A 26859-nucleotide genomic window follows, 5' to 3' on the forward strand; every position below is an offset into this window, starting at 1 on the left:
TCAATGCGCGCTCAGATAATCCTCGAGGACCGGCCCCACCACGGCCAGGACCTCGGGTTCGATCATCTGATTGTGCTCGCACTCGATCTTCACTTCCCGGATGCCTCCGGTGACGGAACTCCGCCACTCGTCCGGCGAATGCTGTTCCGTCGACGCCGATCCGGCGGCCGTGAAGAACAGCAGATCCCCGTCGAACACCTGCGGGCGGAAGTTGTTCATGATCCGCGAGGAGTTCGTGAATCCGGCGCTGATCCGCTCCAGGTGCTGCGGGGTCAGTCCCGTCTTCTGCCCGAACGCGTCGTCCAGCAACTCGACTGCCCGCTCGTAGGTGAGTTCCTCCTCGGAGACGGACTCGAGGTCCAGCCCGAGGCCGTGGAGCAACTCGGACACGGTGAGGCTCTCCGGGCCCTGGTCGGTCCCGTCGGTCACGTAGCTGTCCATGACGGCCAGCGTGTCGACCGCCTCCCCTTCCCGCCGCAGTTCGACGGCCATCGCGTGGGCGATGACGCCGCCGAGCGACCAGCCCAGCAGGTGGTAGGGCCCGTGCGCCTGGACCTTGCGCATCTCCAGCACGTACTGGTGCGCCAGCTGCTCGATCGACTCGAAGCTCGGGCCACCGCTGATAATCGGCAACTGCAGGCCGAACGCCGGCCGGTCCTGCGAGAGGTGCTGCAGGAGACCCGCGTAACCCCACGACAGCCCGATCCCGGGATGGATGCAGAACAGGGGCGGCTTGTCCCCTGTCGGCCGCAGCGGGATGACCACGCCGAGCGCCTCGTCGACCGGCGACCCGGCCGCGTTCTCGGTGTCGACGCGCAGTGCCAGACCGGCGGGGGTCGGGTCCAGGAACATGGACTGCAACGGGATCTGCCGTCCGAGGCGTTCCTGCAGCACCGTGATCACCCGGGTGGCGACGATCGAATTGCCGCCGAGGTCGAAGAAGCTGTCGGCGGTGCCGACCCGGTCCACGCCCAGCACCTCGGCGAACGCCTCGACGATGATGTGCTCGGTCGCCGTCGTCGGGGCCCGGAAGGCCGCGCCGGTGGTGCCGAACTCGGGCGCGGGCAGCGCCTTGCGGTCGAGTTTGCCGACCGGGGTCATCGGGATCTGATCGAGGACGACCACCGCGGACGGGACCATGTGCGCGGGCAGGCGGTCGGCTGCGTGGGTACGCAACTCCGCCGGCTCGAGATCGTGTCCCTCGGCCGCCCGCACGTACGACGCGAGGAGCGTGTCGCCGGACGGTCCGGTGTGACCGATGGTGGCCGCGAACGCGACCGCGGGGTGGCGGGCGAGGACGGCGTCGATCTCACCGAGTTCGATGCGGAAGCCGCGGACCTTCACCTGGAAGTCGGTGCGGCCGATGTACTCGATGGTGTGGTCGCCGCGCCAGCGCACCACGTCGCCGGTGCGGTACATCCGGCGACCGGGCTCGCCGAACGGGCAGGCGACGAACCGCTCCGACGTCAGCGCCGACCGGTTGTGGTACCCGCGTGCCAGTCCGGGGCCGGTGATGTAGAGCTCGCCGGGCACACCGACCGGGACCGGCTGCAGGCGCTCGTCGAGGACCAGCGAACCGAATCCCAGCGCGGGGGCGCCGATGTTCACGACGCCACCCGGACGCATCGGGGCGCTGACGCTCGCCTGGATGGTCGTCTCCGTGGGCCCGTAGCCGTTGTGCATGTTGCGGTGCTTACCCCAGATCTCCACCAGCTCCGGCGGGCAGGCCTCACCGGCCACCGCGAGGACACGGAGCGATTCGAGTCCCACGTCCTCGATCGACGACAGCGCGGTGGGCGTGATGAACGCGTGTGTCACCGCGTTGCGCCGGAACAGGTCCGCCAGCTCCGTGCCACCGAAGACGGTGGGCGGCACGATCACGACCCGGGCCGACGCGCCGAACGCCATCATCAGCTCGAAGATCGACGCGTCGAAGCTCGGGGACGCCAGATGCGAGACCCGGGACTCGTGCGTGACCTGGAACCGTTCGTGCTCCTCCGCGGTGAGGTTGGCCATGCCGCGGTGAGTGACGATGACACCCTTCGGCTTACCGGTCGATCCCGACGTGTAGATCAGGTACGCCGGGTGGGCCAGATGGAGCGGGCGTGTGCGGTCGGCGTCGGTGACCGGCGCCGAGGAGACGGCCGCGACCTGCTCGGCGAAGGACTCGTCGTCGAGCACCAGCCACGACACGGTGTCCGGCAGGTTGTCGCGACGGCCGGCGACGGTCAGGCCGACGGACGCCCGGCAGTCGGTCAGCATGTAGTCGATGCGGTCCCGCGGGTAAGTCGGGTCGACGGGCACGAACGCCGCACCCGACTTCGCGACCGACCAGATCGACACGACTTCCTCGATCGATCGCGGCATTCCGATGGCCACGAACGTCTCCGGCCCGACTCCCTGGGCGCACAGCACCCGCGCCAGCCGGTTGGACCATTCGTCGAGTTCGCGGTAGGTGACCTGCCGGTCCTCGAAGGACAACGCCACCGAATCGGGGTCGAGTGCCGCGGCGGCCGTGAGCAGGTCGGGCCACACCTCGGGGCGCACGTCGGGCTTGCCGCGCGCCGGGACCATCTCCTCGATCTCCGCCTCGTCGAGCAGCGGGAGGGTGCCGATCGGCCGGTCCGGGTCGGCGGTGACGGCCGCGAGGATCCGGACGAACCGGTCCGCGATCGAGCGTGCGGTCCCGCGGTCGAACAGGGAGACGGCGAAGTCGAGTCCGCCGGCGACACCCGCTGGCGCGCCGTCCTGATCGAACTGCTCGGCGAGGATCACCTCGAGGTCTTCCTTCACCACCTTGGTTTCGAGGTCCACGTTCTCGACCCGCAGATCCGGCAGTTCCAGCGTCGGGTTCTCGTTGTTCTGGAACTCGAGGGCCACCTGGAACAGGGGCGAGTACGACGTGGACCGGGTCGGGTTGAGCTCCTCGACGAGGCGCTCGAACGGCAGATCCGAGTGCTGGAACGCGGCCAGGTCCGTTTCCCGGATCCGCTGCACCAGTTCGGTGAACGTCGACGCCGGGTCGATCCGGTTCCGCAGGACCAGGGTGTTGACGAACATGCCGACCATGTCGTCGAGTGCGGCTTCACCGCGCCCGGCGACGGGGGTGCCGATGACGACGTCGTCGGTGCTGCCGAGCCTCGACAGCAGAACCGCCAGCGCGGCGTGGACGGCCATGAACATGGTGGCGTTGTTGGCCCGGGCCAGTGCCGTGAGCCGCTGATGGAGGTCGGCGTCGATCGCGAACTCGACCCGATCACCCTCGAACGTCTGCTGGATCGGGCGCGGCCGGTCGGTCGGCAACTGGATGACGTCCGGCACCCCGGCCAGCGTCTCCGACCAGAACCGCAACTGCTGGTTGATCATCGATTCGGGATCGTTCTCCGAGCCGAGTCCGGCATGCTGCCACAGCGTGTAGTCGGCGTACTGGACGTGCAGCGGATCCCACTGCGGGCCGTCGCCGCCGAGCCGTGACGTGTACGCCACCATGACGTCGCGGGCGAGCGGCGCCAGGGAGAATCCGTCCGCGCTGATGTGGTGCACCACGATCGTCAGCACGTGATGGTCGGGCGCAATCCGGAACAGGGCCGCGCGGACCGGCACGTCGGTGCTGACGTCGAACCCACGGGACACCAGATCCATGATGTGCCGCGGCAAGTCCTCCGCCGCCACCGCGACGGTGTCGACGCCCGGTTGCGCATCGGCGGCGGGCAGGATCCGCTGGGTCGGTTCGTTGTCGACCGTCGGGAAGACGGTGCGCAGCGTCTCGTGCCGTTCGAGGACGTCGGCCATCGCCAGCCGCAGGGCGTCCTCGTCCAGGGTTCCGGTCAGCCGGACGGCCAACGGAATGTTGTAGGCCGGTGAGGACGTGTCGAATTGGTTGAGGAACCACATCCGCTTCTGTGCCAGCGACAGCGGAATCCGGTCGGGCCGTTCGACCGGCGCGAGGGCCGGGCGGGCGCCGCCACTCACACTGTCGGCGACGCGTGCGGCCAGCGACCGGACGTCGGGGGCCTCGAACAGGGCACGCACACCGATGTCGGTGTCGAGGGCATCCCGCAACCGCGCCGTGACACGGGTGGCGACCAGCGAGTTTCCGCCGAGATCGAAGAAGTTGTCGTCGATACCGATCCGTTCGACACCGAGGACATCGGCGAAGATGTCCACGATCTTGCGTTCGAGGTCGTTGGTCGGCGGCTGGAACTCGGTGGTGGTGACGTGGAACTCGGGGGCGGGCAGCGCCGACCGGTCCAGTTTGCCCACCGGGGTCAACGGGATCTCGTCCAGGAACATGACGCTCGTCGGCACCATGTGCGCGGGGAGCCGGGTCGACAGGTGCGCGGTGAGTTCGGCCGGATCGACGCCGCCGGCCGTGTTGGGCAGCAGGTAGGTCACCAGCACCGTGTCACCGGACGGGCCGGGAACACCGAGGGTCGCGGCGAAGCTGACCCCGGGGAACGTGGCGATCTCGTTGTCGATCTCGCCGAGTTCGATGCGGAAACCGCGGATCTTCACCTGGAAGTCGCTGCGGCCCACGTACTCGACGGTGTGGTCGGCGCGCCACCGGACGATGTCGCCGGTGCGGTACATCCGCTCCCCCGCCTCCCCGAACGGGTTGGCGACGAACCGCTGGCTGCTCAGTTCCGGGCGCCGGTGGTAGCCGCGGGCGAGACCGGCACCGGTGATGTACAGCTCGCCGGGCACCCCGACGGGCACCGGCTGGAGACGTGAATCCAGCACGAGCTCACCGACTCCGCGGATCGGGCCGCCGAGGGTGATGGGGTCGCCCACCGTCATCGGGTCGCTGATGTTCGCCATCACCGTGGTCTCGGTGGGCCCGTACGCGTTGGACAGTTGCCGGCCGGGCGCCCAGCGGGTCACCAGTTCCGGCGGGCACGCCTCGCCGCCGAACACGACGTGCTGGAATTCGTCGAGCCCCGTCGGGTCGACCGTGGACAGCGCCGCGGTGGTGACGAACGCGTGGGTGACGTGTTCGGACCTGATCAGTTCGGCCAGTTCCGCTCCGCCGTACACCGTCGGCGGGGCGATCACCATCGTGGCGCCGACCCCGAAGGCCTGCAGGTACTCGAACACCGACCCGTCGAAGCTGGGCGTCGAGAAGTGCAGGGTGCGGGACGTCTGCGCGGCGGCGAAACGCTGCCGCTGGTCCTCGGCGAAGTTGTCGAGGCCCTCGTGGGTGACCACGACGCCCTTCGGCTTCCCCGTCGAACCAGAGGTGTAGACGATGTAGGCGGCGTTGTCGAGGCTTATCGGCGACCGCCGATCCGAATCGGCCACCGGCAGAGCCGGTTTCGACTGGCAGGCCTTCTCGAATTTGGGCGAGTCGAGCTGCAGCCACGGCACCGAGTCGGGCAGCGCCTTCTCGTACGCGGCCATGGTCAATCCGATGGTGGCACCCGAATCGGTGAGCATGTGCTCGATGCGGTCCATCGGGTAGTTCGGGTCGACGGGGACGAATGCGGCACCCGTCTTGGCCACCGCCCACACGGCGAGGACCGACTCGATCGATCGGGGAATGCCGAGCGCCACGAACGTCTCCGGGCCGGCGCCGCGGGAGATGAGCACCCGCGCGAGCTGGTTGGAGCGTTCGTTGAGTTCCCGGTAGGACACGTTGCGGCCCTCGAACGTCAGCGCCGTGCGGTTCGGATCCAGGGCGGCCGCGTCCTCGAAGATCTGCGGCAGCGTCCGGACGGAGAACCCGGGACGGCCGCGCACCGGCGCGAACTCGGCGAGTTCGGCCTCGGTGAGCAGTTGCATGTGGGCGAGCGGAATCTCGGGTCGGTCGGCGAGGGCGTCGAGCACCCGCTGCAGCCGGTCCGCGATCTCGTCGACCGCGCTTTCCTCGAAGACCTCGGGGAGGTACTCGAACTTGAAGTTCAGCCGCGCGTCCCCGGAGGCGACGACGGCGAGCGGGTAGTGCGCGGAGTCTTTGCCGTCGATGCCGGTGACGAACATCCCAGCGATGTCGGTCTGTTCCGTCAGCCCCGCCTCGTCGACCGGGTACGACTCGAACACGGTCAGCGTGTCGAACGCACCGCCGCCGCCGACCGCCGACTGGATGTCGGTCAGACCCAGGTAGTGGTGATCGAGCAGTGCGGCCTGTTCGCTCTGCACACGTTCGAGCAGCTCGCCCAGCGACTCCCACGGGTCGAGGGTCACCCGCACCGGCAGGGTGTTGATGAACAGACCCACCATCGATTCGATGCCCGCGATCTGCGGCGGCCGGCCCGAGACCGTACCGCCGAACACCACGTCGGAGCGGCCGATCAAGCCGCCCAGCACGATTCCCCACGCCGTCTGGACGACGGTGTTGAGGGTGAGCCCGCGTTCCCGGCTCAGGTCCCGCAACCGGGTGGTCTGCTCCACCGACAGTGTGAAGGCGGTCTCCTCCGCGACGACGGAGTGCGCCTCACCCCGCTCCAGCGGGGCAAGGAGGGTCGGCTCCTCGACCCCGTCGAGCGCGGTGCGCCAGGCGTCGAGGGAGTCCGTGGTGTCGTGGCGCTTCATCCACGACAGGTAGTCGCGGTAGGAGTGGACCCGGGGCAGCAGGCTGCCGTCGGCGTCCAACGCGTACAGCGTCAGCAGGTCGCGGATGACCAGCGGAGTCGACCAGCCGTCGAGCAGGATGTGGTGGTTGGTCAGGATCAGCCGGTAGTCCTCCTCGGTGAGCCGGACGAGGGCCAGCCGCAGCAGCGGCGCGTTCGCCATGTCGAACTTCACCGACCGGTCCCGTGCCACGATCCGGTCGTATTCGCGGGTGGTCTCGTCGGGGTCGAGTGCCGAGAGGTCGAACTCCGACCACGGCAGTTCCACGTGCTGCTGGATGATCTGCGCGGAGGCGCCCGCACTGTCGTGGACGAACGCGGCCCGCAGGTTGGGGTGCCGGTCCAGCAGGGCCTGTCCGGCCCGGCGGATCCGGTCCGGGTCGATGTTTCCGCGCAGTTTCAGCGCCAGCTGCACCAGGTACGGGTCGACCGAGGCGTCCGAGAACTGGGCGTGGAACAGCAGCCCGGACTGCAGCGGTGACAGCGACCAGATGTCCGACAGTGCCGGGAACCGGGCCTCGAGCCGGTCGATCGCGTCCTGGTCGAGGGTGACCAGGTCCAGATCGGACGGGGTCACACCGCCGGCGTCGGGCCGCGCGACGTGGGTGGTCAGCGCGGTCAGCGCCTGCACCCACAGGTCGGCGAGTGCGCGGACCTCGGACGGGGTGAGGACCCCGGTCGGGAACGCCCACGTGGCCCGCAGCCGGTTGCCGTCGGCCCCGGTGCCGGTGACGGCGTTGATGTCGAGCGCCGACGCCACCGGGATGTCGGAGGCGGGGATGTCGTCGAGCTTCGTGTCCGTCACCGGAACCCAGGCGTGACCGTGGATGTCGGTGGACGTCGCGCCGCCCAGCCGGCCCAGGTAGTTGAACGTGACCTGCGGCTTCGCCAGCGCCCGCAGTTGATCCGCGCTCTCCGGGTCCAGGTAGCGGAGCATGCCGTAGCCGATGCCGTGATCCGGGATGGCCAGCAACTGTTCCTTGATCGCCTTGACCGCGGACCCCGCGGCCTTGCCACCGGCGAACGCGTCGTCGAGGTCGATGCCCGACAGGTCCAGGCGCACCGGGAACATCGCCGTGAACCAGCCGACGGTGCGGCCCAGGTCGGCGCCCGGCAGCACCTGGTCCTCGCGGCCGTGGCCTTCGAGGCTGACCAGCGATTCGCGCGTGAAGTCGCCCTGGGTGCGCCGCCACTGGGCCAGTGCCAGCGCCAGCGCGGTGAGCAGTCCGTCGTTGACGCCGCCGTGGAACGCCTCGGGAACACGCGTGAGCAGTGCGTCCGTCACGTCGGCGGGCACCTCCACGGTCACCTTCTCGACGGTCCCGGCCACGTCGACCGCGGCGTCGAGCGGACGCGATCCGATGAGCGGGTCGTCGGCCTCGAGCACCCGGCGCCACAGTTCGATCTCGCCGGCGCGTTCGCGTGTCGCCTCGACGAGGCCGTGCGACCAGCGCCGCATCGACGTGCCGACCGGTTCGAGGGCCGGTTCCTGACCGGCGGAGACCTGCGCCCACGCGGTCGCCAGGTCGGGGACGAGGATCCGCCACGACACACCGTCGACCACCAGGTGGTGGGCCACGACCAGCAGCCGCCCGCCCTCGTCGCCGGCGTCGAACCACACCATCTGCAGCATGACCCCGGCCTCGGGGTCCAGTCGTCCTGCCGCGGCATCGAGTTCACGGGTCGCGACCTCCGCGAACCCGGAACCGACCACCGACGCGACCTCGACGCGGTGCAGCACGTCGTCGACGTCGACCGCGCCCACGGCCTGCACCTCGATCCGCCACTGCGGCTCGGCACCGAGGAGACGCGCCCGCAGCATGTCGTGGTGATCCACGACGGCCGCGATCGTGCGCTTCAGCAGTGTCTCGTCGGCCGCGGCGGGCAGGGACAGCAGCGCGGTCTGGGTGTAGCGGCGGAAGTCGCCGCCGCGTTCGAGCAGCCACGCGGTGATCGGGGTGACCGGCATCTCGCCGATCCCGCCGCCCGGCAGTTCGTCGAGGACCACCACGTCGGCGGCGCCCGCCCAAGAGGCGGCCTCGGCGAGCGTGGCAACGGTCTTGGCCTCGAACACGTCCCGCGGGGTGAGCACCACACCGGCGGCCTTCGCCCGGGCCACCAACTGGATCGACATGATGCTGTCGCCGCCGAGTGCGAAGAACGAGTCGTCCACACCCACCGATTCCAGACCGAGTACCTCGGCGAACAGACCGGCAAGGACGGTTTCCATCTCCGTGGCCGGGGCGCGGCCCGCCGACACCCGGGCCCCGAAGTCGGGTTCCGGCAACGCGCGGCGGTCGAGTTTGCCGTTGCTCGTCAACGGCAGTGCGTCGAGCACCACCAGGGTGGCGGGCACCATGTACGAGGTGAGCTGGGTGCCGACGAACTCGAGCGCGGACGACACCTCGACGGTGGCGCCGGATTCCGGAACCACGTAGCCGATCAGCCGGTGACCGCCGTGCCCGTCGTCGCGGGTGAGGACGACGGCCTGGGCGATGCCGCGGTACCGGAGCAGCGCGGATTCGATCTCGCCGAGTTCGATGCGGAAACCACGGATCTTGACCTGGAAGTCGCTGCGGCCCAGGTACTCGAGCTGGCCGTCGGTGTTCCAGCGCGCCAGGTCACCCGTGCGGTACATCCGGGCCCCGGGCCGGAGCGGGTCGGCCACGAACCGGGTCGAACTGAGCCCGGCCCGGCCGAGGTAGCCGCGGGTCACCTGGTCACCCGACACGTACATCTCCCCGATGGTGCCCGGGGGAACCGGGTGCAGGCGCCGGTCGAGGACGTGGACGTGCAGCCCGGCGATTCCGCGGCCGATCACGCTGGCCGACGCGGACTCGGCGAATTCGCGGTCGAGCGCGAGGTAGCTGACGTGGACCGTCGTCTCGGTGATGCCGTACATGTTCACCAGCGTCGGGGCGGAGTCGTCGTGCCGCGAGTACCAGCGGCCGAGCTGTCCGAGGTCGAGCGCCTCACCACCGAAGATCACGTACCGCAGGGCCAGTGCCGCCGCGTTCACGTCGATCTCCGAGACGATGCGGTCGGTCTCGGCGAGCTGGTAGAACGCGGTCGGGGTCTGGTTGAGTACGGTGACCTGCTCGTTCCGCAGGAGTTCGTGGAACATTTCCGGCGACCGCGCCGTGTAGTAGTCGACGACGACGAGTCGGCCGCCATAGAGCAGCGGACCCCACAGCTCCCACACGGAGAAGTCGAACGCGTACGAGTGGAACATCGTCCACACGTCGTTCTCGTCGAACCCGTACAGCGGCTGCGTGTTCGCGAACAGCGTCAGCACGTTGCGGTGCGAGACGACCACGCCCTTGGGGCGGCCCGTCGACCCGGAGGTGTAGATGACGTACGCCACCGACGCGGAGTCGAGCGGCGCCAGCCGGTCGGCGTCGGTGATCGTCGCCGGCGACTGCTGCGCGAGGTCGGCGGTGGTTTCGGGGTCGTCGAGCAGGATCGCCGGGGTCTCCGAATCCGGCAGGGCGGAGACGTCCCCCGTGGTGGTGATGACACAGTTCGGTGCGGCGTCCTCGAACACGAACGCCAGCCGGTCCGCCGGGTAGGTGATGTCGACGGGCAGGTAGCCGCCGCCGGTCTTGATCACCGCCAGCAGGGCGATGATCAGATCGCAGGTGCGTGGAAGCGCCACGGCCACCAGCGTTTCCGGCCCCACCCCCTGGGAGATGAGCAGGCGGGCCAGCCGGTTCGACCGGGCGTCGAGCTCCGCGTACGTCAGTGCCACGTCCTCCGACGTCACGGCCGTGGCGTCGGGGAACCGGGCCACGCTCTGGGCGAACCGGTCCGCGAGGGTGTCGGTGCCCGCGTCGAGTCCGGCGGTGTTCCATTCGGTCGCCATCGCCGACCGCTCGGCGGCGTCGGTGATCACGATGTCCCCGACCGGGGCCAGCGGGTCGGACGTGACGGCACCGAGGATGCGCAGGAACCGGTCGGCGAACGTCCGGACGGTGCCGGCGTCGAACAGATCGGTGGCGAAGATGAACGACGCGGCGATACCCGACGCCACCCCGTCCGCGTCGAATCCTTCCTCGACGCTGAGCTGCAGGTCGAACTTGGCGACCTCGAGATCGAAATCGACGGCGGCCGCGGTCAGTTCCGGGAGCTCGAGCCGCGGCGTCTCGTTGTTCCGGAACTCGAGCAGCGCCTGGAACAGCGGCGAGTGCGCGGTGGAGCGCTCCGGCGCGAGAACGTCGACGAGCCGCTCGAACGGCAGGTCCGAATGGTGGAACGCGGCCAGGTCGGTGGCCCGCACCTGATCCATCAGGGCGCCGAAACCCGCCGCCGGGTCGACAGCGCTCCGCAGCACCAGGGTGTTGACGAACATGCCGACCATGTCGTCGAGTGCCGCGTCACCGCGGCCGGCGATGGGTGTGCCGACCGCGATGTCCTCGGTCGACGAGAGCGCCGACAGCAGCACCGACAGGGCCGCGTGGACGGCCATGAACATGGTGGAGTTGTGCTTGCGCGCCAACGCCGCCAGCGCCCGGTGCACGTCCGCCGGAATCGTGAAGTCGACCTGCGCACCGCGGAACGACTGCTGGACCGGCCGCGCCCGGTCGGTGGGCAGCTGCAGGAGTTCGGGCAGGTCGGCCAGCTGATCCGTCCAGTACCGGAGTTGCTGGGAGATCAGCGATTCGGCGTCGCTCTCGTCGCCCAGCAGTTGCAGCTGCCACAGGGTGTAGTCGGCGTACTGCACCGACAGTGGGTTCCACTGCGGTGCGCTCCCCGCGATGCGGGCGGCGTAGGCGGTCATGACGTCCCGGGCGAGCGGGGTGAGCGAGAACCCGTCGGCGCAGATGTGGTGCACCACGATGACGAGCACGTGGTCGTCGGGGGCGAGTGCGAACAGCGCCGACCGCATCGGCACGTCGGCCGTCACGTCGAAGCCGGCGGTCGCGAGACCGGCGATGTGCTCCCTCAGTTCGTCCTCGGACACCTCGACGATCTCGAGGTTCGGCGTCCACTGACCCGGCGAGAGGACCACCTGGGTCGGTTCGCCGTCGTGGGACGGGAACACGGTCCGCAACGATTCGTGGCGGACGAAGACGTCCGTCACCGCCGCGCGCAGCGACTCCACGTCCAGGTGACCGGTCAGCCGCACGGCCAGGGGAATGTTGTAGGCCGCCGACGACGTGTCGAACTGGTTGAGGAACCACATCCTCTTCTGCGCCAGGGACACCGGCACGTGCGCGGGCCGCGGCATCGGGCCGAGCGGGATCCGGACGTGGGCGCCGTCCTGCGCGGGTGCGAATGCCGTCGACTCGATGAGGCGGGCCAGCTGATGGATCGTCGGCGCCTCGAACAGGGTGCGGACACCGATGTCGGTGTCCAGTTCCGCGGTCAGGCGCGCGGCGACACGGGTCGCGATCAGCGAGTTTCCGCCGATGTCGAAGAAGTTGTCGTCGATGCCGACCCGTTCGATGCCCAGGACGGTGGTGATGACGTCGGCGATCGTGTGTTCGAGGACCGTCGACGGCGGCCGGAAGTCGTCCGACGTGGGCAGGAACTGCGGTTCGGGCAGCGCTGCCCGATCGAGCTTGCCGACGGGGGTGAGCGGGATCTCGTCCAGGATCATGATGCTGGACGGCACCATGTGTGCGGGCAGCAGGTTCGCCGTCCACTCCTTCAGTTCCGGCGGTTCGAGTGCCGACTCGGTCTCCGGCAGCACGTAGGAGACGAGTACGGTGTCGCCGGCGGGGCCGGGACGCCCGAGGGTGACGGCGAACGCCACGGACGAATGCGCGGCGAGCGCGCTGTCGATGTCGCCGAGCTCGATGCGGAACCCGCGGATCTTCACCTGGAAGTCGGTGCGGCCCAGGTATTCGACCGTGTGATCGGACCGCCACCGCGCGAGGTCGCCGGTGCGGTACATCCGGTCGCCCGGCCCGCCGTAGGGGTTGGCGACGAACCGCTCGCTGGTCAGCCCGGCGCGTGCATGATAGCCGCGGGCCAGGCCCTCACCGGAGATGTAGAGCTCGCCGGCGACGCCGACGGAGACCGGTTGCAGCCGCGAGTCGAGAATCACCTCGGAGACGCCGCGGACGGGGGCACCGATGGTGACCGTCTCCCCCGCCTGCAGGTGGTCGCTGAGGTTGCTCATGATGGTGGTCTCGGTGGGACCGTAGCCGTTGTACATGGTGCGGCCAGGCGCCCAGCGGGTCACCAGTTCAGGCGGGACGGCCTCGCCGCCGGCGACCACGTTCTGGAACACGTCGAGCCCCTCGGGGTCGACGGAGGCCAGCGCCGCGGGGGTGACGAACCCGTGGGTGACGCTCTCGCTGCGGATCAACTCCGCGAGTTCCTCGCCGCCGTACACGGACGGCGGCACGATCACCATGGTCGCGCCGACGGCGAACGACAGCAGGTATTCGAGGACCGAGGCGTCGAAGCTCGGTGAGGAGAAGTGCAACGCCCGCGACGTGGAATCGGTCGCGTAGCGGGTCCGCTGCTCCTCGGCGAAATTGTCGAGACCGCGGTGGCTGACCACCACGCCCTTCGGCTTGCCGGTGGAGCCGGACGTGTAGATGACGTACGCCGGGTGTGCGAAGCGCAGGGGGGCGACGCGGTCGTCGTCGGTGACGGTGTCGGTGGACATCGCCCGAACGGCCGTCGCGGTCTCGGCGTCGTCGAGGGTCAGCCAGCTGACCGCGTCGGGGAGCCGGCCGTGGTCGGCGTCCAGGCGGAGACCGAACGTGCACCCGGAATCCGTGACCATGTGCTCGACCCGCTCACGCGGGTAGGTCGGATCGACCGGAACGAACGCCGCGCCGGTCTTGGTGATCGACCAGACCGCCAGGACCGATTCGATGGACCGTGAGATACCTAGGGCCACGATGTCTTCCGGGCCGACGCCGCGGTCGATGAGCAGACGCGCGAGCTGGTTGGACCGTTCGTCCAGTTCCCGGTAGGACATCCGGCGGTCCCCGAACACGAGTGCGGTCGCGTCCCCCGCGGCGGCGGCCGTGTCGGTGAACATCTGCGGCAGTGTTCGCACGGAGCGGCCGGACGGGCCGCGGGCCGGAACCAGTTCGGCCTCCTCGACGTCGGTGAGCAGACGCAGCTGCGCCAGTTTCATCCCGGGATGCTCGGCGAGCGCGATCAGCGCCCGGACGATCCGGTCGCCGATCCGCTCCACGTCGGCCCGGTCGAACAGCTCCTCGACGTACTCGAGCTTCAGCTGCAGGTTCTCGTGCGCCGAGGCGATCAGCGCGAGCGGGTAGTGGGCGGCGTTCGCGCTGTCGTGCACGTCGAGGACGTGCATGCCGGCGATGTCGGTCTGCTCGGTCAGCCCTTCCCGATCGACGGGATACGACTCGAACACGGTCAGCGTGTCGAAACCGGCACCGGGACCGGCCACCGACTGAATGTCCGTCAGTCCGACGTAATGGTGGTCGAGCAGCGCGGCTTGCTCGCCCTGGATGCGTTCGAGCAACTCCCCCAGCGTTTCCCGCGGGTCGAGAACCACGCGCACCGGCAGGGTGTTGATGAACAGGCCCACCATCGACTCGATCCCCGCGATCTGCGGAGGCCGACCGGACACCGTCCCACCGAAGACCACATCGGAGCGACCGACCAAGCCGCCCAGCACGATTCCCCACGCGGTGCGGATCAGGGTGCTGAGGGTCAGACCGTGCTCGCGTGCGAGCACACTCAGCTGATCGGTCCGGTCGACGTCGAGTTCGACGAGCAGTTCATTGGACTGCGTGTCGCTCTGCACCGACGCGTCGGCGGGCGCGAGCAGCGTCGGCTCCTCCACCCCGGCGAGGGCACGCCGCCACACACCGAGAGAGTCCTCGGTGCTGCGGTGCGACATCCACGCGAGGTAGTCGCGGTACGGGTGCACCCGCGGCAGCGCCGTGGCGTCACCCTCCGTGGCGTACAGGGTGAGGAGGTCGCGGATCAGCAGCGGCATCGACCAGCCGTCGAGCAGGATGTGGTGGTTGGTGATGATCAGGCGCTGCTCGTCCCCACCGATCTGGATCAGCATGAACCGCAACAGCGGCGGGGTGGCCATGTCGAACCCGCGGCGCCGGTCGGCGTCGAGGAGTCGCACGATCTCGGCCTCGCGGCTCTCCGCGTCCAGACCGGACAGGTCGATCTCCGTCCAGGGCAGCTCGGCGTATCCGTGGATCGCCTGGACGGGGGTGCCGCCCTCGTCGTAGACGAACGACGCCCGCAGGTTCGCGTGCCGGTCGAGCAGGGCCTGCCCGGCCACCCGCATGCGGGACGGCACGGCACCGCGCAGTTCGAGAGTCACCTGCACCGTGTACGAGTCGATCGTCTGATCGGCCAGCAGTGCGTGGAAGAGCAGTCCGGACTGCAGCGGCGACAGCGACCAGATGTCGGACAGCGCCGGGAAGCGCGATTCGATGCGGTCGATGGCGTCCTGGTCGAGGCTGACCAGTTCGAGGTCGGACGGGGTCACGCCGCCGGCGTCGGGGCGGGCCGCGTACGTCGTGAGCGCGGTGAGCGCCCGGACCCACAGTTCGGCGAGTTCCCGGACCTCGGCGACGGTCAGGACACCGGCCGCGTACGCCCAGGTGGCGCGCAGTTGAGGCCGGTCCTCCACCTCGGTGGTGACCGCGTTGACGTCGATGGCCGAGGTGACCGGGGTGTCGAGGTCCTGCGCACGGTCCATGTCGACTTCACCGGTCGGCGTCCAGCCGGCGCGGGTGGCCGCTTCGGACAGGTCGGCGGCGAAGCGTCCCAGGTAGTTGAAGCTGATCTGCGGCAGCGAGCGGGCCGCGAGCAGCGGGGCGGTGTCGGCGTTGAGGTACCGCAGCATGCCGTAACCCATGCCGTGATCCGGGATCGCGAGCAGTTGTTCCTTGATCGCCTTGATCGCGGAGCCGGCGGCCTTTCCGCCGTCGAACGCGTCGTCGAGGTCGATGCCGGACAGGTCGAGACGCACCGGGAACATCGCTGTGAACCAGCCGACGGTGCGGCCCAGATCGGCGCCCGGCACGACCTGGTCTTCACGGCCGTGACCCTCGAGGCTCACCAGGGTCCCGTCGACGGACCGGCCGTGCAGGGTGTGGCCGCGGGTGCGCCGCCACTGGGTGACCGCCATCGCCAGCGCGGTGAGGAGTCCGTCGTTCACGCTGCCGTGGATGGCCTCCGGCAGGGCCGTGAGGACGGCTTCGCTGACCTCGGCGGGCAGCTGCACGGTGACGCGGCCGACGGTCGCGTTGACGTCGATGTCGGGGTCGAGCGGGCGGCTGCCGACGAGTGGGTCCTCGCAGTCGAGGATGCGCTGCCACAGGTCCAGTTCGGCTGCCCGGTTCGCCGCCTCGTCGACCAGTCCGTGCGCCCACCGGCGCATGGACGTGCCGACCTGTTCGAGGACCGGTTCCTGGCCTGCCGAGATCTGCGCCCAGGCTGTCGCGAGGTCGGGGACGAGGATGCGCCACGACACACCGTCGACGACGAGGTGATGCGCGACGACGAGCAGGCGGCCGCCGGATTCCCCGGCGTCGAACCACACCACCTGCACCATGACGCCGGCCGCGGGATCGAGTCGGTCCAGCGCGGCGTCGAGTTCCGCGATCACCGTCGCCGCGAACGCCGGGGTTCCCGGGGCGGTGGACACGGGGACCCGGCGGATCAGGTCCTGTGCGTCGACCGCGCCGACCGGGCGGACGGCGAGGTGCGAGTCCTCGGCGGAGACGATCAGCTGCGCGCGCAGCATGTCGTGCCGGTCGAGGACGGCTTGGAACGTGGCGCTCAGGGGTTCGAGTTCGCGCAGGTTCGGCGGTGCGGTCAGCAGCGCCGACTGCGACATGCGGTTGAACTCGCCGCCCCGTTCGAGCAGCCACTTCGTGATCGGGGTGGTCGGCATGTCGCCGACTCCGCCACCGGGCAGTTCGTCGAGGACGACGATGTCGGCGGCCCCCACCCACGACGCCACCGCGGCGAGACCGGCAACGGTCTTGGCCTCGAACACGTCCCGCGGGGTCAGCACCACACCCGCCGCCTTCGCGCGGGCCACCAACTGGATCGACATGATGCTGTCGCCGCCGAGGGCGAAGAACGAGTCCTCGACACCGGCCGATTCCAGACCGAGGACCTCGGCGAACAGTCCGGCGAGCACCTCCTCCATCTCCGACACCGGCGCGCGGCCGGTCGACACCCGGGCGCCGAAGTCGGGTTCGGGCAGCGCGCGGCGATCCAGCTTGCCTGCGGGGGTGAGCGGCAACTCGTCGAGGACGATCAGCGCGGACGGCACCATGTACGGGGCGAGGAATCCGCCGACGAAATCGAGGACGGCTTCCGGGTCGAGTTCCGTGCCCGCCGTGGGGACGAGGTACCCGACGAGCCGGTTGGCTCCGGTGCTGCCCTTGTGCGCGGACACCACCGAACGGGCGACCCCCGGGTAGCGCGTGAGGGCGGTCTCGATCTCGCCGAGTTCGATGCGGAAACCGCGGATCTTCACCTGGAAGTCGCTGCGGCCCAGGTACTCGAGCTGGCCGGCACCGTTCCAGCGCGCCAGGTCGCCGGTCCGGTACATGCGGGCCCCGAGGCCGCCGTACGGGTTGGCGACGAAACGCTCCGCCGTCGTGCCCGCCCGGTCCTTGTAGCCGCGGGCCAGACCGGAACCGGTGACGTACAGTTCGCCGGTCACCCCGTTGGGCACCGGGTGCAGGCGTGAATCGAGCACCATCTCCCCGGTTCCCATCGGCGGACGGCCGATGGTGACGCCCTCACCGGGAATCATCGGTCCCGTCACGCTGGACACGACCGTCGCCTCGGTGGGGCCGTAGGCGTTGAACATCCGCCTGCCCCCGGTCACCCACTGCGCCACCAGCTCCGGCGGGCACACGTCGCCGCCGGTGGCGACACACTCGAGCTGGTCGAGGCCCGCGGGGTCCACGGACGCCATGGCCGCCGGGGTGATGAACGCGTGCGTGACCCGGCCTTCCCGGAGCACGTCGGCGAGTTCGGTGCCGCCGATGACGGACGCCGGAGCGATCACCATGGTCGCGCCGGAGCCGACCGCGAGCAGCAATTCCAGGATCGACGCGTCGAAGCTCGGCGACGAGAAGTGCAGCGTGCGCGACCGCGGCGTGACCCCGAAGCGGACGCGTTCGTCGGTGGCGAAGTTCGCCAGGCCGCGGTGGGTGACGACGACGCCCTTCGGGGTGCCGGTGGACCCGGACGTGTAGATCAGGTAGGCCGGGTTCTCCAGCGCGAGCGGGTGTGTCCGGTCGGCGTCGGTGACGACCGCGGCGGAGTGCGCGCTCACCTCGTCGTCGAATCCGGGTGCGTCGACCACGACGTAGGACGTGCAGTCCGGCAGCGTGGGACGGAACTCGGCGACGGTGAGCGCGAGCGCCGCACCGGAGTCGCTGAGCATGTGGACGATCCGGTCGGTCGGGTAGTTCGGGTCGACCGGGACGAACGCGGCACCGGTCTTGGCGACGGCCCACAGTGACAGCACCGACTCCGGCGACCGCGCCAGCGCCAGCGCCACCACCGATTCCGGGCCGATGCCGCGCCCGATCAGCAAGCGGGCGAGACGGTTCGACCGCTCGTCGAGATCGCGATACGTCACCTCACGGCCCTCGTAGGACAGCGCGGCCGCCTTGGGATCCACGGAGGCCGCGGCCGCGAGCAGTTCGGGCAGGGTCCGCGGTTCGGCGTCGGGCCCGTCCATCACCGGGGTGAGGGCCGCACGTTCGGACGCCACCATCAGGTCGATGTCACCGACGGCCATGCCCGGTTCGGACGTCACCGCGTCGAAGATCCGCTGCAGGTAGTCGGCGAAGCCGGCGATCGTGGACGCGTCGAACAGGCTCGACGCGTACGTGAAGGCCGCGGAGATCCCGGCGGGCTCCCCCGACACCCCGAATTCCTCGGTGAGGGTGAGTTGCAGGTCGAAGTTGGAGATGTCGGTGGCCAGGTCGAGGCCGGTGACGGTCAACCCGGGCAGCTCCAGCCGCGGGCGCTCGTTGTTGCGGAACTCGAGCACCACCTGGAACAGCGGCGAATGCGACGTCGCGCGTTCGGGTGAGATCGCGTCGACCAGCCGCTCGAACGGCAGATCCGCGTGGTGGAACGCGCTCAGGTCGGTGTCGCGGACCGTGGACAGTAGATCGGTGAACGTGCCGGCCGGTTCGACCGGGGTGCGCAACACCAGGGTGTTGACGAACATGCCGACCATGTCGTCCAGGGCGGCGTCGCCACGACCTGCGATGGGGGTGCCCACCGACACGTCGTCCGTGTCGCCCAGCCGCGCCAGGAGCACGGCGAGCGCCGCGTGCACGGCCATGAACACACTCGAATTGTGTTCGCGGGCAGTTGTGATCAACCGGCTGTGCACCTGCGGGTCGATGCTGAACGAGTGGATGCCGCCGCGCATCGACTGCTGCACCGGCCGGGGGTGGTCCGTCGGCAGCGCGAGGAGTTCCGGAAGCCCGGCGAGCGTGTGCGTCCAGTAGTCGAGCTGGGCGGCCAGCAGGCTGTCGGGGTCGTCGGCGTTGCCGAGCACCCGGTGCTGCCAGAGCGCGAAGTCGGCGTACTGCACCGGCAGCGGCGTCCAGTCCGGTGCCTGTCCCCCGGTGCGGGCCGCGTAGGCGGTCATCACGTCCCGGGCGAGCGGGGCCATGGAGAAGCCGTCGGCGCTGATGTGGTGGACGACGATGACGAGAACGTGCTCGCCGGGATCGGTACGGAACAGGGCGGCGCGCACCGGCACCGACACGGTGACGTCGAACCCGGCGCCCGCGAGTCGCGAGATGTGCTCGGGCAGTTCTGCTTCCGTCGTCGCGATCGGCGACAGATCGGGCACCACGTCCTCGGTCGGCAGGATCACCTGGACGGGTTCGCCCTCCACCATCGGGAACCGGGTGCGCAACGACTCGTGCCGGTCCATCACGTCGGCGACGGCGTCCTGCATCGCGTCCTCGTCGAGGTCGCCCGTCAACCGCACCGCGAGCGCGATGTTGTAGGCCGGGGAGTCGAGGTCGAACTGGTTGATGAACCACATGCGCTTCTGCGCCAGCGAGACCGGCAGTCGGTCGGGGCGCACCCCGGCCACCAGCGGCGGGCGTTCGGCCCCCTGCACGGCCTCGGATTCGATCCGGGTTGCCAGGGTCGCGACGGTCGGGGCGTCGAAGATCTCCCGGACCCCGATCCGGCTGCCCAGCGCGGCGTTCACCCGCGCCACCAGCCGGGTGGCCACCAGTGAGTTGCCGCCGAGGTCGAAGAAGCTGTCGTACACACCGATCCGGGGCGCGTCGAGCAGATCCGCGAAGATCGACGCGAGGATCTCCTCGATCGGGTTCCGCGGGGTGACGAATTCTGCGGACGGGCTGAGGAACTCCGGCTCGGGCAGGGCTCCCCGGTCCAGCTTGCCGGTCGCCCCGAGCGGGAACCGGTCGAGCACGATGATCCGGGTCGGCACCATGTAGGCGGGCAGCGCCTCCGCCGCCGCGTCGCGCACGACGGCGGTGTCGATGTCGGCGCCGGCCACGGGAATCACGTAGCCGACAAGGCTTTCGCCGGTGGCCTCGCTGCGGTGCACGGTCACGACCGCCTGCGCCACCGACGGGTGCGCCAGCACGGCCGCCTCGACCTCGCCGAGTTCGATGCGCTGACCGCGGAGCTTGACCTGGAAGTCGCGGCGTCCGATGTACTCGATGTTGCCGTCGGCACGCCAGCGGACGACGTCGCCGGTGCGGTACATCCGCTGTCCCGGCGCGCCGAACGGGTTCGCCACGAACCGGTCGGAGGTCAGATCGCTGCGGCCGACATAGCCGCGGGCCAGCTGGATGCCGGCCAGGTACAGCTCGCCGTGCACGCCGACCGGCACGGGGTGCAGCCGGGAGTCGAGGACGTACACCTGCGTGTTCCACACGGGCGCCCCGATCGGGACCGAGGCCCGGTCGCCTTCCGTGCACTCCCAGTAGGTGACGTCGACCGCGGCCTCCGTCGGGCCGTACAGGTTGTGCAGCGCCGCGGACCCGAATTCCCGGAACGCGTCGGCGGTGGCGGGCGGCAGCGCCTCACCACTGCAGAACACCTGGCGCAGCGAACCGCAGAGTTCCGGTTCGGCGCCTGCCGTGAACACCGCGAGCATCGACGGCACGAAGTGCATGGTGGTGACCTGGTGGTCGGCGATGATGTGGGACAGGTAGGTCGGGTCGCGGTGACCGTCCGGCGCGGCGAGGACGAGTCGCGCACCGACCTCGAGGGGCCAGAACAGTTCCCACACGGACACGTCGAACGTGACGGGTGTCTTCTGCAGCACCACGTCCGTGTGGTCCATCCGGTACGTGTCCTGCATCCACAGCAAGCGGTTCACGATCGCGCGGTGGCTGACGGCGACCCCCTTGGGACGGCCGGTCGATCCGGACGTGTAGATCACGTAGGCGGTCGAATCGGGGTGGATCGGACCGCCCCGCTCGGCGTCGGTGATCGGGGTACTCGGCCGCCGGGACAGGTTCAGGGTGTCGATCTCGATCACGGACGCACCGGCCGCGCCGTCGACGCCCTCGCACCGGTCGCGGGAGGAGGTGAGAACGCATGCGGGCTCGGCGCTCTCGATCACGTAGGCGATTCGCGAGGCGGGGTGATCGGGGTCGAGCGGAACGTACGCTGCCCCGGTCTTCTCGACCGCGTAGATCGCGATCATCAGCTCGAGTGAACGGCGCAGGGCGACGGCGACCCGGGATTCGGGTCCGACGCCGCGGGCAAGGAGTTCGCGTGCCAGCCGGTTGGCGCGGGCATCGAATTCCGCGTACAGCAGTTCCTCTTCGGCGAACACGACGGCCACGGCGTCCGGGGTCCGGGCCACCTGCGCCTCGAACAGGCCGACCAAGGTCGCCGAGTCCGGCACGGCGACGTCCGTGTCGATCCACTGCGCGAGCATCCGGTGGGTCTCGTCCGCACCGATCAGGTCGATATCGCCGACCTTCGCGTCCGAACCGGCGGTGACGGTCTCGAGCAAGGTGACGAAGCGTTCGGCCAGCGCCGTCATCGTCGGCGGGTCGAACAGTTCCGACGCGTACGAGAATTGGACGTCGATCGCACCCGGGGCGCCGGATTCCTCGGTGTGCTCGGTGAGGATGACCTGCAGGTCGAACTTGGCGGCGCCGGTCTCGAGGGCCTCGACCTCCACGTCGAGCCCGGGCAGCTCGAGCCGCGTGTTCGCGAATCCCTGCAGCACCAGCATCACCTGGAACAGCGGTGAATGTGCCTCGGAGCGGGTCGGCTTCAGTTCGTCGACGAGCCGCTCGTACGGCAGATCGGTGTTGCTGAACGCCTCCAGATCCACGGAGCGGGTGTGGGAGAGGATCTCGGGGAAGCTGCGATCGGGGTCGACGGTGGTGCGCAGGACGACGGTGTTGACGAACATGCCGACGACGTCGTCGAGTTGGCGTTCGCCACGACCGGAGACCGGGGATCCGATCGACACGTCGGACGAGCCGCTCGACCGGGACAGCAGGACCGCGAGGGCGGCGTGCACCACCATGAACAGGCTGGCGTCGTTGGCGCCCGCGATCTCGAGCAGCGCGGCGTGGATGCGCGCCGGGATCGAGAAGTCGGCGGTGGCGCCGATCATCGACTGCCGGGCCGGGCGCGGCCGGTCGGTCGGGAGGTCCATGACCTCGGGGGCGCCGTCGAGGGTGCGGGCCCAGAACGCCAGCTGGCGGGCGAGGAGGCTCGTCGGATCGTCGGGGGAACCGAGCAGCTCGCGCTGCCACACCGCGAAATCGGCGTACTGCACCTCGAGCGGTGCCCACTGCGGCGTGTCGCCTGCGGCGCGGGCGTGGTAGGCCACCATCACGTCCCGGGTCAGCGGTGTCATCGACAGGCCGTCGGCGGCGATGTGGTGTACCACGAACACCAGCACGTGATCGTCGGTCGCGGTGCGGTAGAGCTCCGCCCGGATCGGCGGTTCGACGGTGACGTCGAAACCGGTTGCGGCGTCGGCGATCAGGCGGGATTCGAGCTCGTTCTCGGCCACCTCGACCGCGTCGAGGTGCGGGCTCACCTCGGCGACCGGCAGAACCACCTGAATGGGACCGTTGGGGGTGTTCGGGAACACCGTCCGCAGCGACTCGTGCCGGGCGAGGACGTCACTCACCGCGGTCCGCAGCGCGTCCACGTCGAGCGTGCCGCGCAGCCGGATGCCGACGGGAATGTTGTATGCGGGCGAGGCCGTGTCGAGCTGGTTGATGAACCACATCCGCTGCTGCGCCAGCGACACCTGCACCGGGCCGGACCCGGCCCGCGGAGCGAGCACGGGGCGGGCGGAGGTGCGGGGCCCGAGAGCGTCGACGCGGGCACTGAGCAACGCGACGCTGGGCGCCTCGAACAGATCGAGCACCCCGATCTCCGTGCTCAGGGCCGCGTTGACCCGGGACACCACGCGAGTCGCGACGAGGGAGTCGCCGCCCAGGTCGAAGAAGCTGTCGTCGACGCCGATGCGCTCGACTCCCAGAAGCGCCGCGAACACCTCCGCGATCTGCATCTCGGTCGGGGTCACCGGCGCCCGATAGACGGTGGAGGTGGCCTCGAACTGCGGTTCCGGCAACGCCTTCCGGTCGAGTTTGCCCGCCGGGGTCAGCGGGACCTCGCGGAGCACCATCACCCGGGCGGGCACCATGTGCGCGGGCAGCGCGGCGGCGGCGTGCTCGAGGATGTCGCCGACGACGATGTCCGTCCCGTCCTCGGGGAGCACGTACGTCACCAGCACGGTGTCGCCGGACGGTGCGGTCCGTCCGACCGTGGTCGCGAACGCCACACTCGGATGCGAGCGGACGACGGCGTCGATCTCGCCGAGTTCGATGCGGAACCCGCGGATCTTCACCTGGAAGTCGGTGCGGCCCAGGTATTCCAGCTGTCCGGCAGCGTTCCACCGTGCCAGGTCGCCGGTGCGGTACATCCGCTCGCCGGGCGCCCCGTGGGGGTCGGCGACGAACCGTTCGGCCGTCGGGATCGACCGATTGTGGTACCCGCGTGCCACACCGTCACCGGTGATGTACAGCTCGCCGGGGACCCCTCTCGGGACGGGGTGCAACCGCGAATCGAGCACCAGCAGAGCGCAACCGCGGGACGGGCGGCCGATCGTCACCGGTTCACCGACCGTCAACGGTCCGGCCACGCTCGCGACGACGGTGGCCTCGGTCGGGCCGTATGCGTTGAACATGACCCGCCCCGGCGCCCACTGCGCCACCAGCGCAGGAGGACAGCTCTCACCACCGGTGACGACGCACCGGATGTGGTCGAGGCCGGTCGGATCGACGGATGCCAGCGCGGCGGGGGTCACGAACGCGTGCGTCACCCGTTCCCGACGCAACAGGTCCGCGAGTTCGGTACCGCCGTACACCGTCGACGGCGCCACCACCATCGTGGCGCCGGCACCCACCGCGAGAAGCAGTTCCAGGATGGACGCGTCGAAACTCGGTGAGGAGAAGTGCAGGGTGCGGGACTCCGCGGTCACGGCGAACCGCTGCCGCTCGTCCTCGGCGAAATTGGCCAGGCCGATGTGAGTGACGACGACACCCTTGGGTGTGCCGGTGGAACCGGACGTGTAGATCAGGTAGGCCGGATCCGCGGTCCGCAGCGGCCGCAGTCGGTCGGGGTCGGCGACCGTGCCGGCCGCGTGCTGCGCCAGGTCCCGGCCGAACGACGCGTCGTCCATCACGAACCACGGCGTGATCTCCGGCAGCGACGACCGGTGCGCCGCCACGGTGAGGCCGACGACCGCACCGGAATCGGTGAGCATGTGCTCGATGCGATCGGGCGGATAGTTCGGGTCGACCGGGACGAACGCGGCCCCGGACTTCGCGACCGCCCAGGTGGCCAGCACCGATTCGATCGACCGCGCGATCGCCAGCGCCACAACCGAACCCGGTCCCACACCGTGTCCGATCAGCATGCGGGCGAGACGGTCCGACTGCGCGTCGAGTTCGGGGTAGGTCAGGGTGCGTCCCTGGTAGGCGAGGGCGTCCCCGTCGCCGCCCGCCTCGACGGCGCGCGCGAGCAACGCGGGCAGCGTGCGGGGCTCGACCGACGGTTCGTCGCGGACCGGCGCGAGTTCCGCGTATTCGACCTGCTCGAGGAGGTCGACGTCCCCGATCGGTGCGGCGGGGTCCGCCGTCACCGTCTGCAGGATGCGAACGAAGCGCGCGGCCAGGGCCTCCGCGCCGGCGCGGTCCCACACGTCCGTCGCGAACCGCAACCGGCCGATGATGCCGCCCGTCTCCGATTCGGTGAGGGAGAACACGAGATCCAGCCCCAGCGCGCGGTGTTCGCGCTGGATCGGGCTGACCGTCACGTCCCCGGACGAGTAGTGCGGATGGCCACCGTCGGTGAATTCGAGCATCACCTGGAACAGGGGGGCGTGCGAGGGATCGGATTCGGCCCCGAGGGTGGCGACGAGATCGTCGAAGGGCAGCGCCGCATGCGCGAACGCGGCCCGGTCGGCGTCCCGGACCCGGCTCAGGTGGTCGACGAACGACGTTGCGGTGTCCACCTGCGACCGCAGGACGGTCTTGTTGAAGAATGCTCCGGCTTCCGGGTCGTCGGAGTCGGAAGCCTCGCGCCCGACGACCGGCGTTCCGATCACGACGTCGTCGGTGTCGCCCAGCCGGCCCAGGAGTACGGCCAGCGCGGCGTGCAGCGTGGTGAAGATCCCGGTGCCCGCCTCCTCGGCAAGCAGTGCCGCGCGGCGCTGCACGTCCGCGTCGACGGCGAACCCGACCACCTCGCCGGCCCCGGCCCGCTCAACCGGACGCGGCCGATCCAGTGGCAGTGCCGTCACCTCCGGCAGGCCGGCCAACTCCCGCTTCCAGAACGCGAGCTGGGCCTCCCGCTCGAGGAACCGCGCGCCGAGGCGCGCACTCTCGGCGTGAATGTCGGCGGTCCGTGTCTGCGGCTCGGCCGTGACGAACTCCTCGACCAGTTCCACGAACCTGCGGTGGTGGGCGCGCAACTCCTCCGAGCCGTACCGGTTGGGGTTGCCGCGGAAATCGAGGAGCGTCTGCCCGTCACCGCTCTGATAGATGTTGACCAGCAGGTCGTCCACAGGGCCCGATGTCACGATGTGGTACTCGCCCGTGACCGTGCCGAGAGTGAACGCCTGGTGGAACAGCATGACGTTCACCATCGGGCCGGCGAGGCCCTCCGCGGTCCCGGCGAGCCCGGCATCGCGGCGGATGTCCTCGAGGCTGCACCGCTGATGGCGTAGCGCACCCATCAGTTCGAGCTGCGTTCGCTGCACGAGCTCGGCCACCGTGTCCTCCGGGCGGACGGTGATCCGCAGCGGGGCGACGTTGACGAGCATGCCACCGGAACGCTGCAACGGCGCCGTGGTGCGCGCCGACACCGGCAGGTTGATGAGCACGTCCCGCTTGCCCGTCATCCGGGACAGATAGCAGGCGAACCCGGCGAGCAGTACCGCCGCCGACGTGGCGCCGACCCGCTGATCCGACTCTCCGAGGAAACCCAGTGCGGTGTCGGAGATCTTCGCGCTCTCGAGCCGGCTCTTCGCCGCCGCGGGCGCGTCGTGGGTGGCGAGCGTCGACCCGTGCTCGATGCCGACAATGCGTTCGGCCCAGTACAACCGGTCGTTCTCGAAGCGGCTCGACGCCCGGTACTTCTGGTCCAGCTCGTAGAGGTCGCGCAGATCCAGCGCACGGTTCGGTTCCGGTTCGGTGCCCTCGACCGCCGCCGTGTACAGCGCCGCGATCCGGTTCACCATGGTCATACCGCTGTATCCGTCGAGCGCGACGTGGTGAATCCTGGTGTACCACAGGTAGTGCTGCTCACCGACCTGGAGAACGTTCATCTCGACGAGCCGGTCCCGGGTGAGCCGGAGCGGCGTCGCGTAATCCTCGTCGATCCACACCTGCGCGGCAGCCATCGGGTCGGACTCGCCCCGGAAGTCGAGGAAGCCGATCGACGGGTCGATGCTGAAATCGACCGCCTGGTAGGGCTCCCCGTCGACGTCCAGCAGTCGCAGGAACGGCGACTGGAACTCCTGACCCGCCCGGACCGCCGCATCGCTCAACAGGTCCAGGTCGATCTCGCCCCGCAACTCGATGTACTGGGCGATGAACTTCGGAACGGTGGGGCTCAGTTGTTGGGCGAACCACATGCTGCGTTGCACCGAGGAGAGCGGGAAGGCCCCTTCGGGAACGTTCACATCTTCGGCGCCGTTATTCGGCTGCGGCGAATTCACAGTCGTCATCTCGTTCCCCCAGCGGGTAGAAGACCTTGGATGCGCAAGTCCTGCGCGTGAGACGGACCAACCGACACCGGT

The 26859-nt window shown here is 69.8% G+C and carries 1 protein-coding gene; it reads right to left on the bottom strand.

The features are described from left to right. Positions 1 to 26787, bottom strand: coding sequence for a non-ribosomal peptide synthase/polyketide synthase (locus ACNJ7E_RS14760; protein ID WP_418340219.1), 26787 nt, complete (start codon positions 26785 to 26787; stop codon positions 1 to 3). Positions 26788 to 26859 lie beyond the last annotated feature (72 nt).

The organism is Rhodococcus mengyinensis (genome assembly GCF_048381435.1).
GTDB lineage: Bacteria > Actinomycetota > Actinomycetes > Mycobacteriales > Mycobacteriaceae > Rhodococcus_F > Rhodococcus_F opacus_D.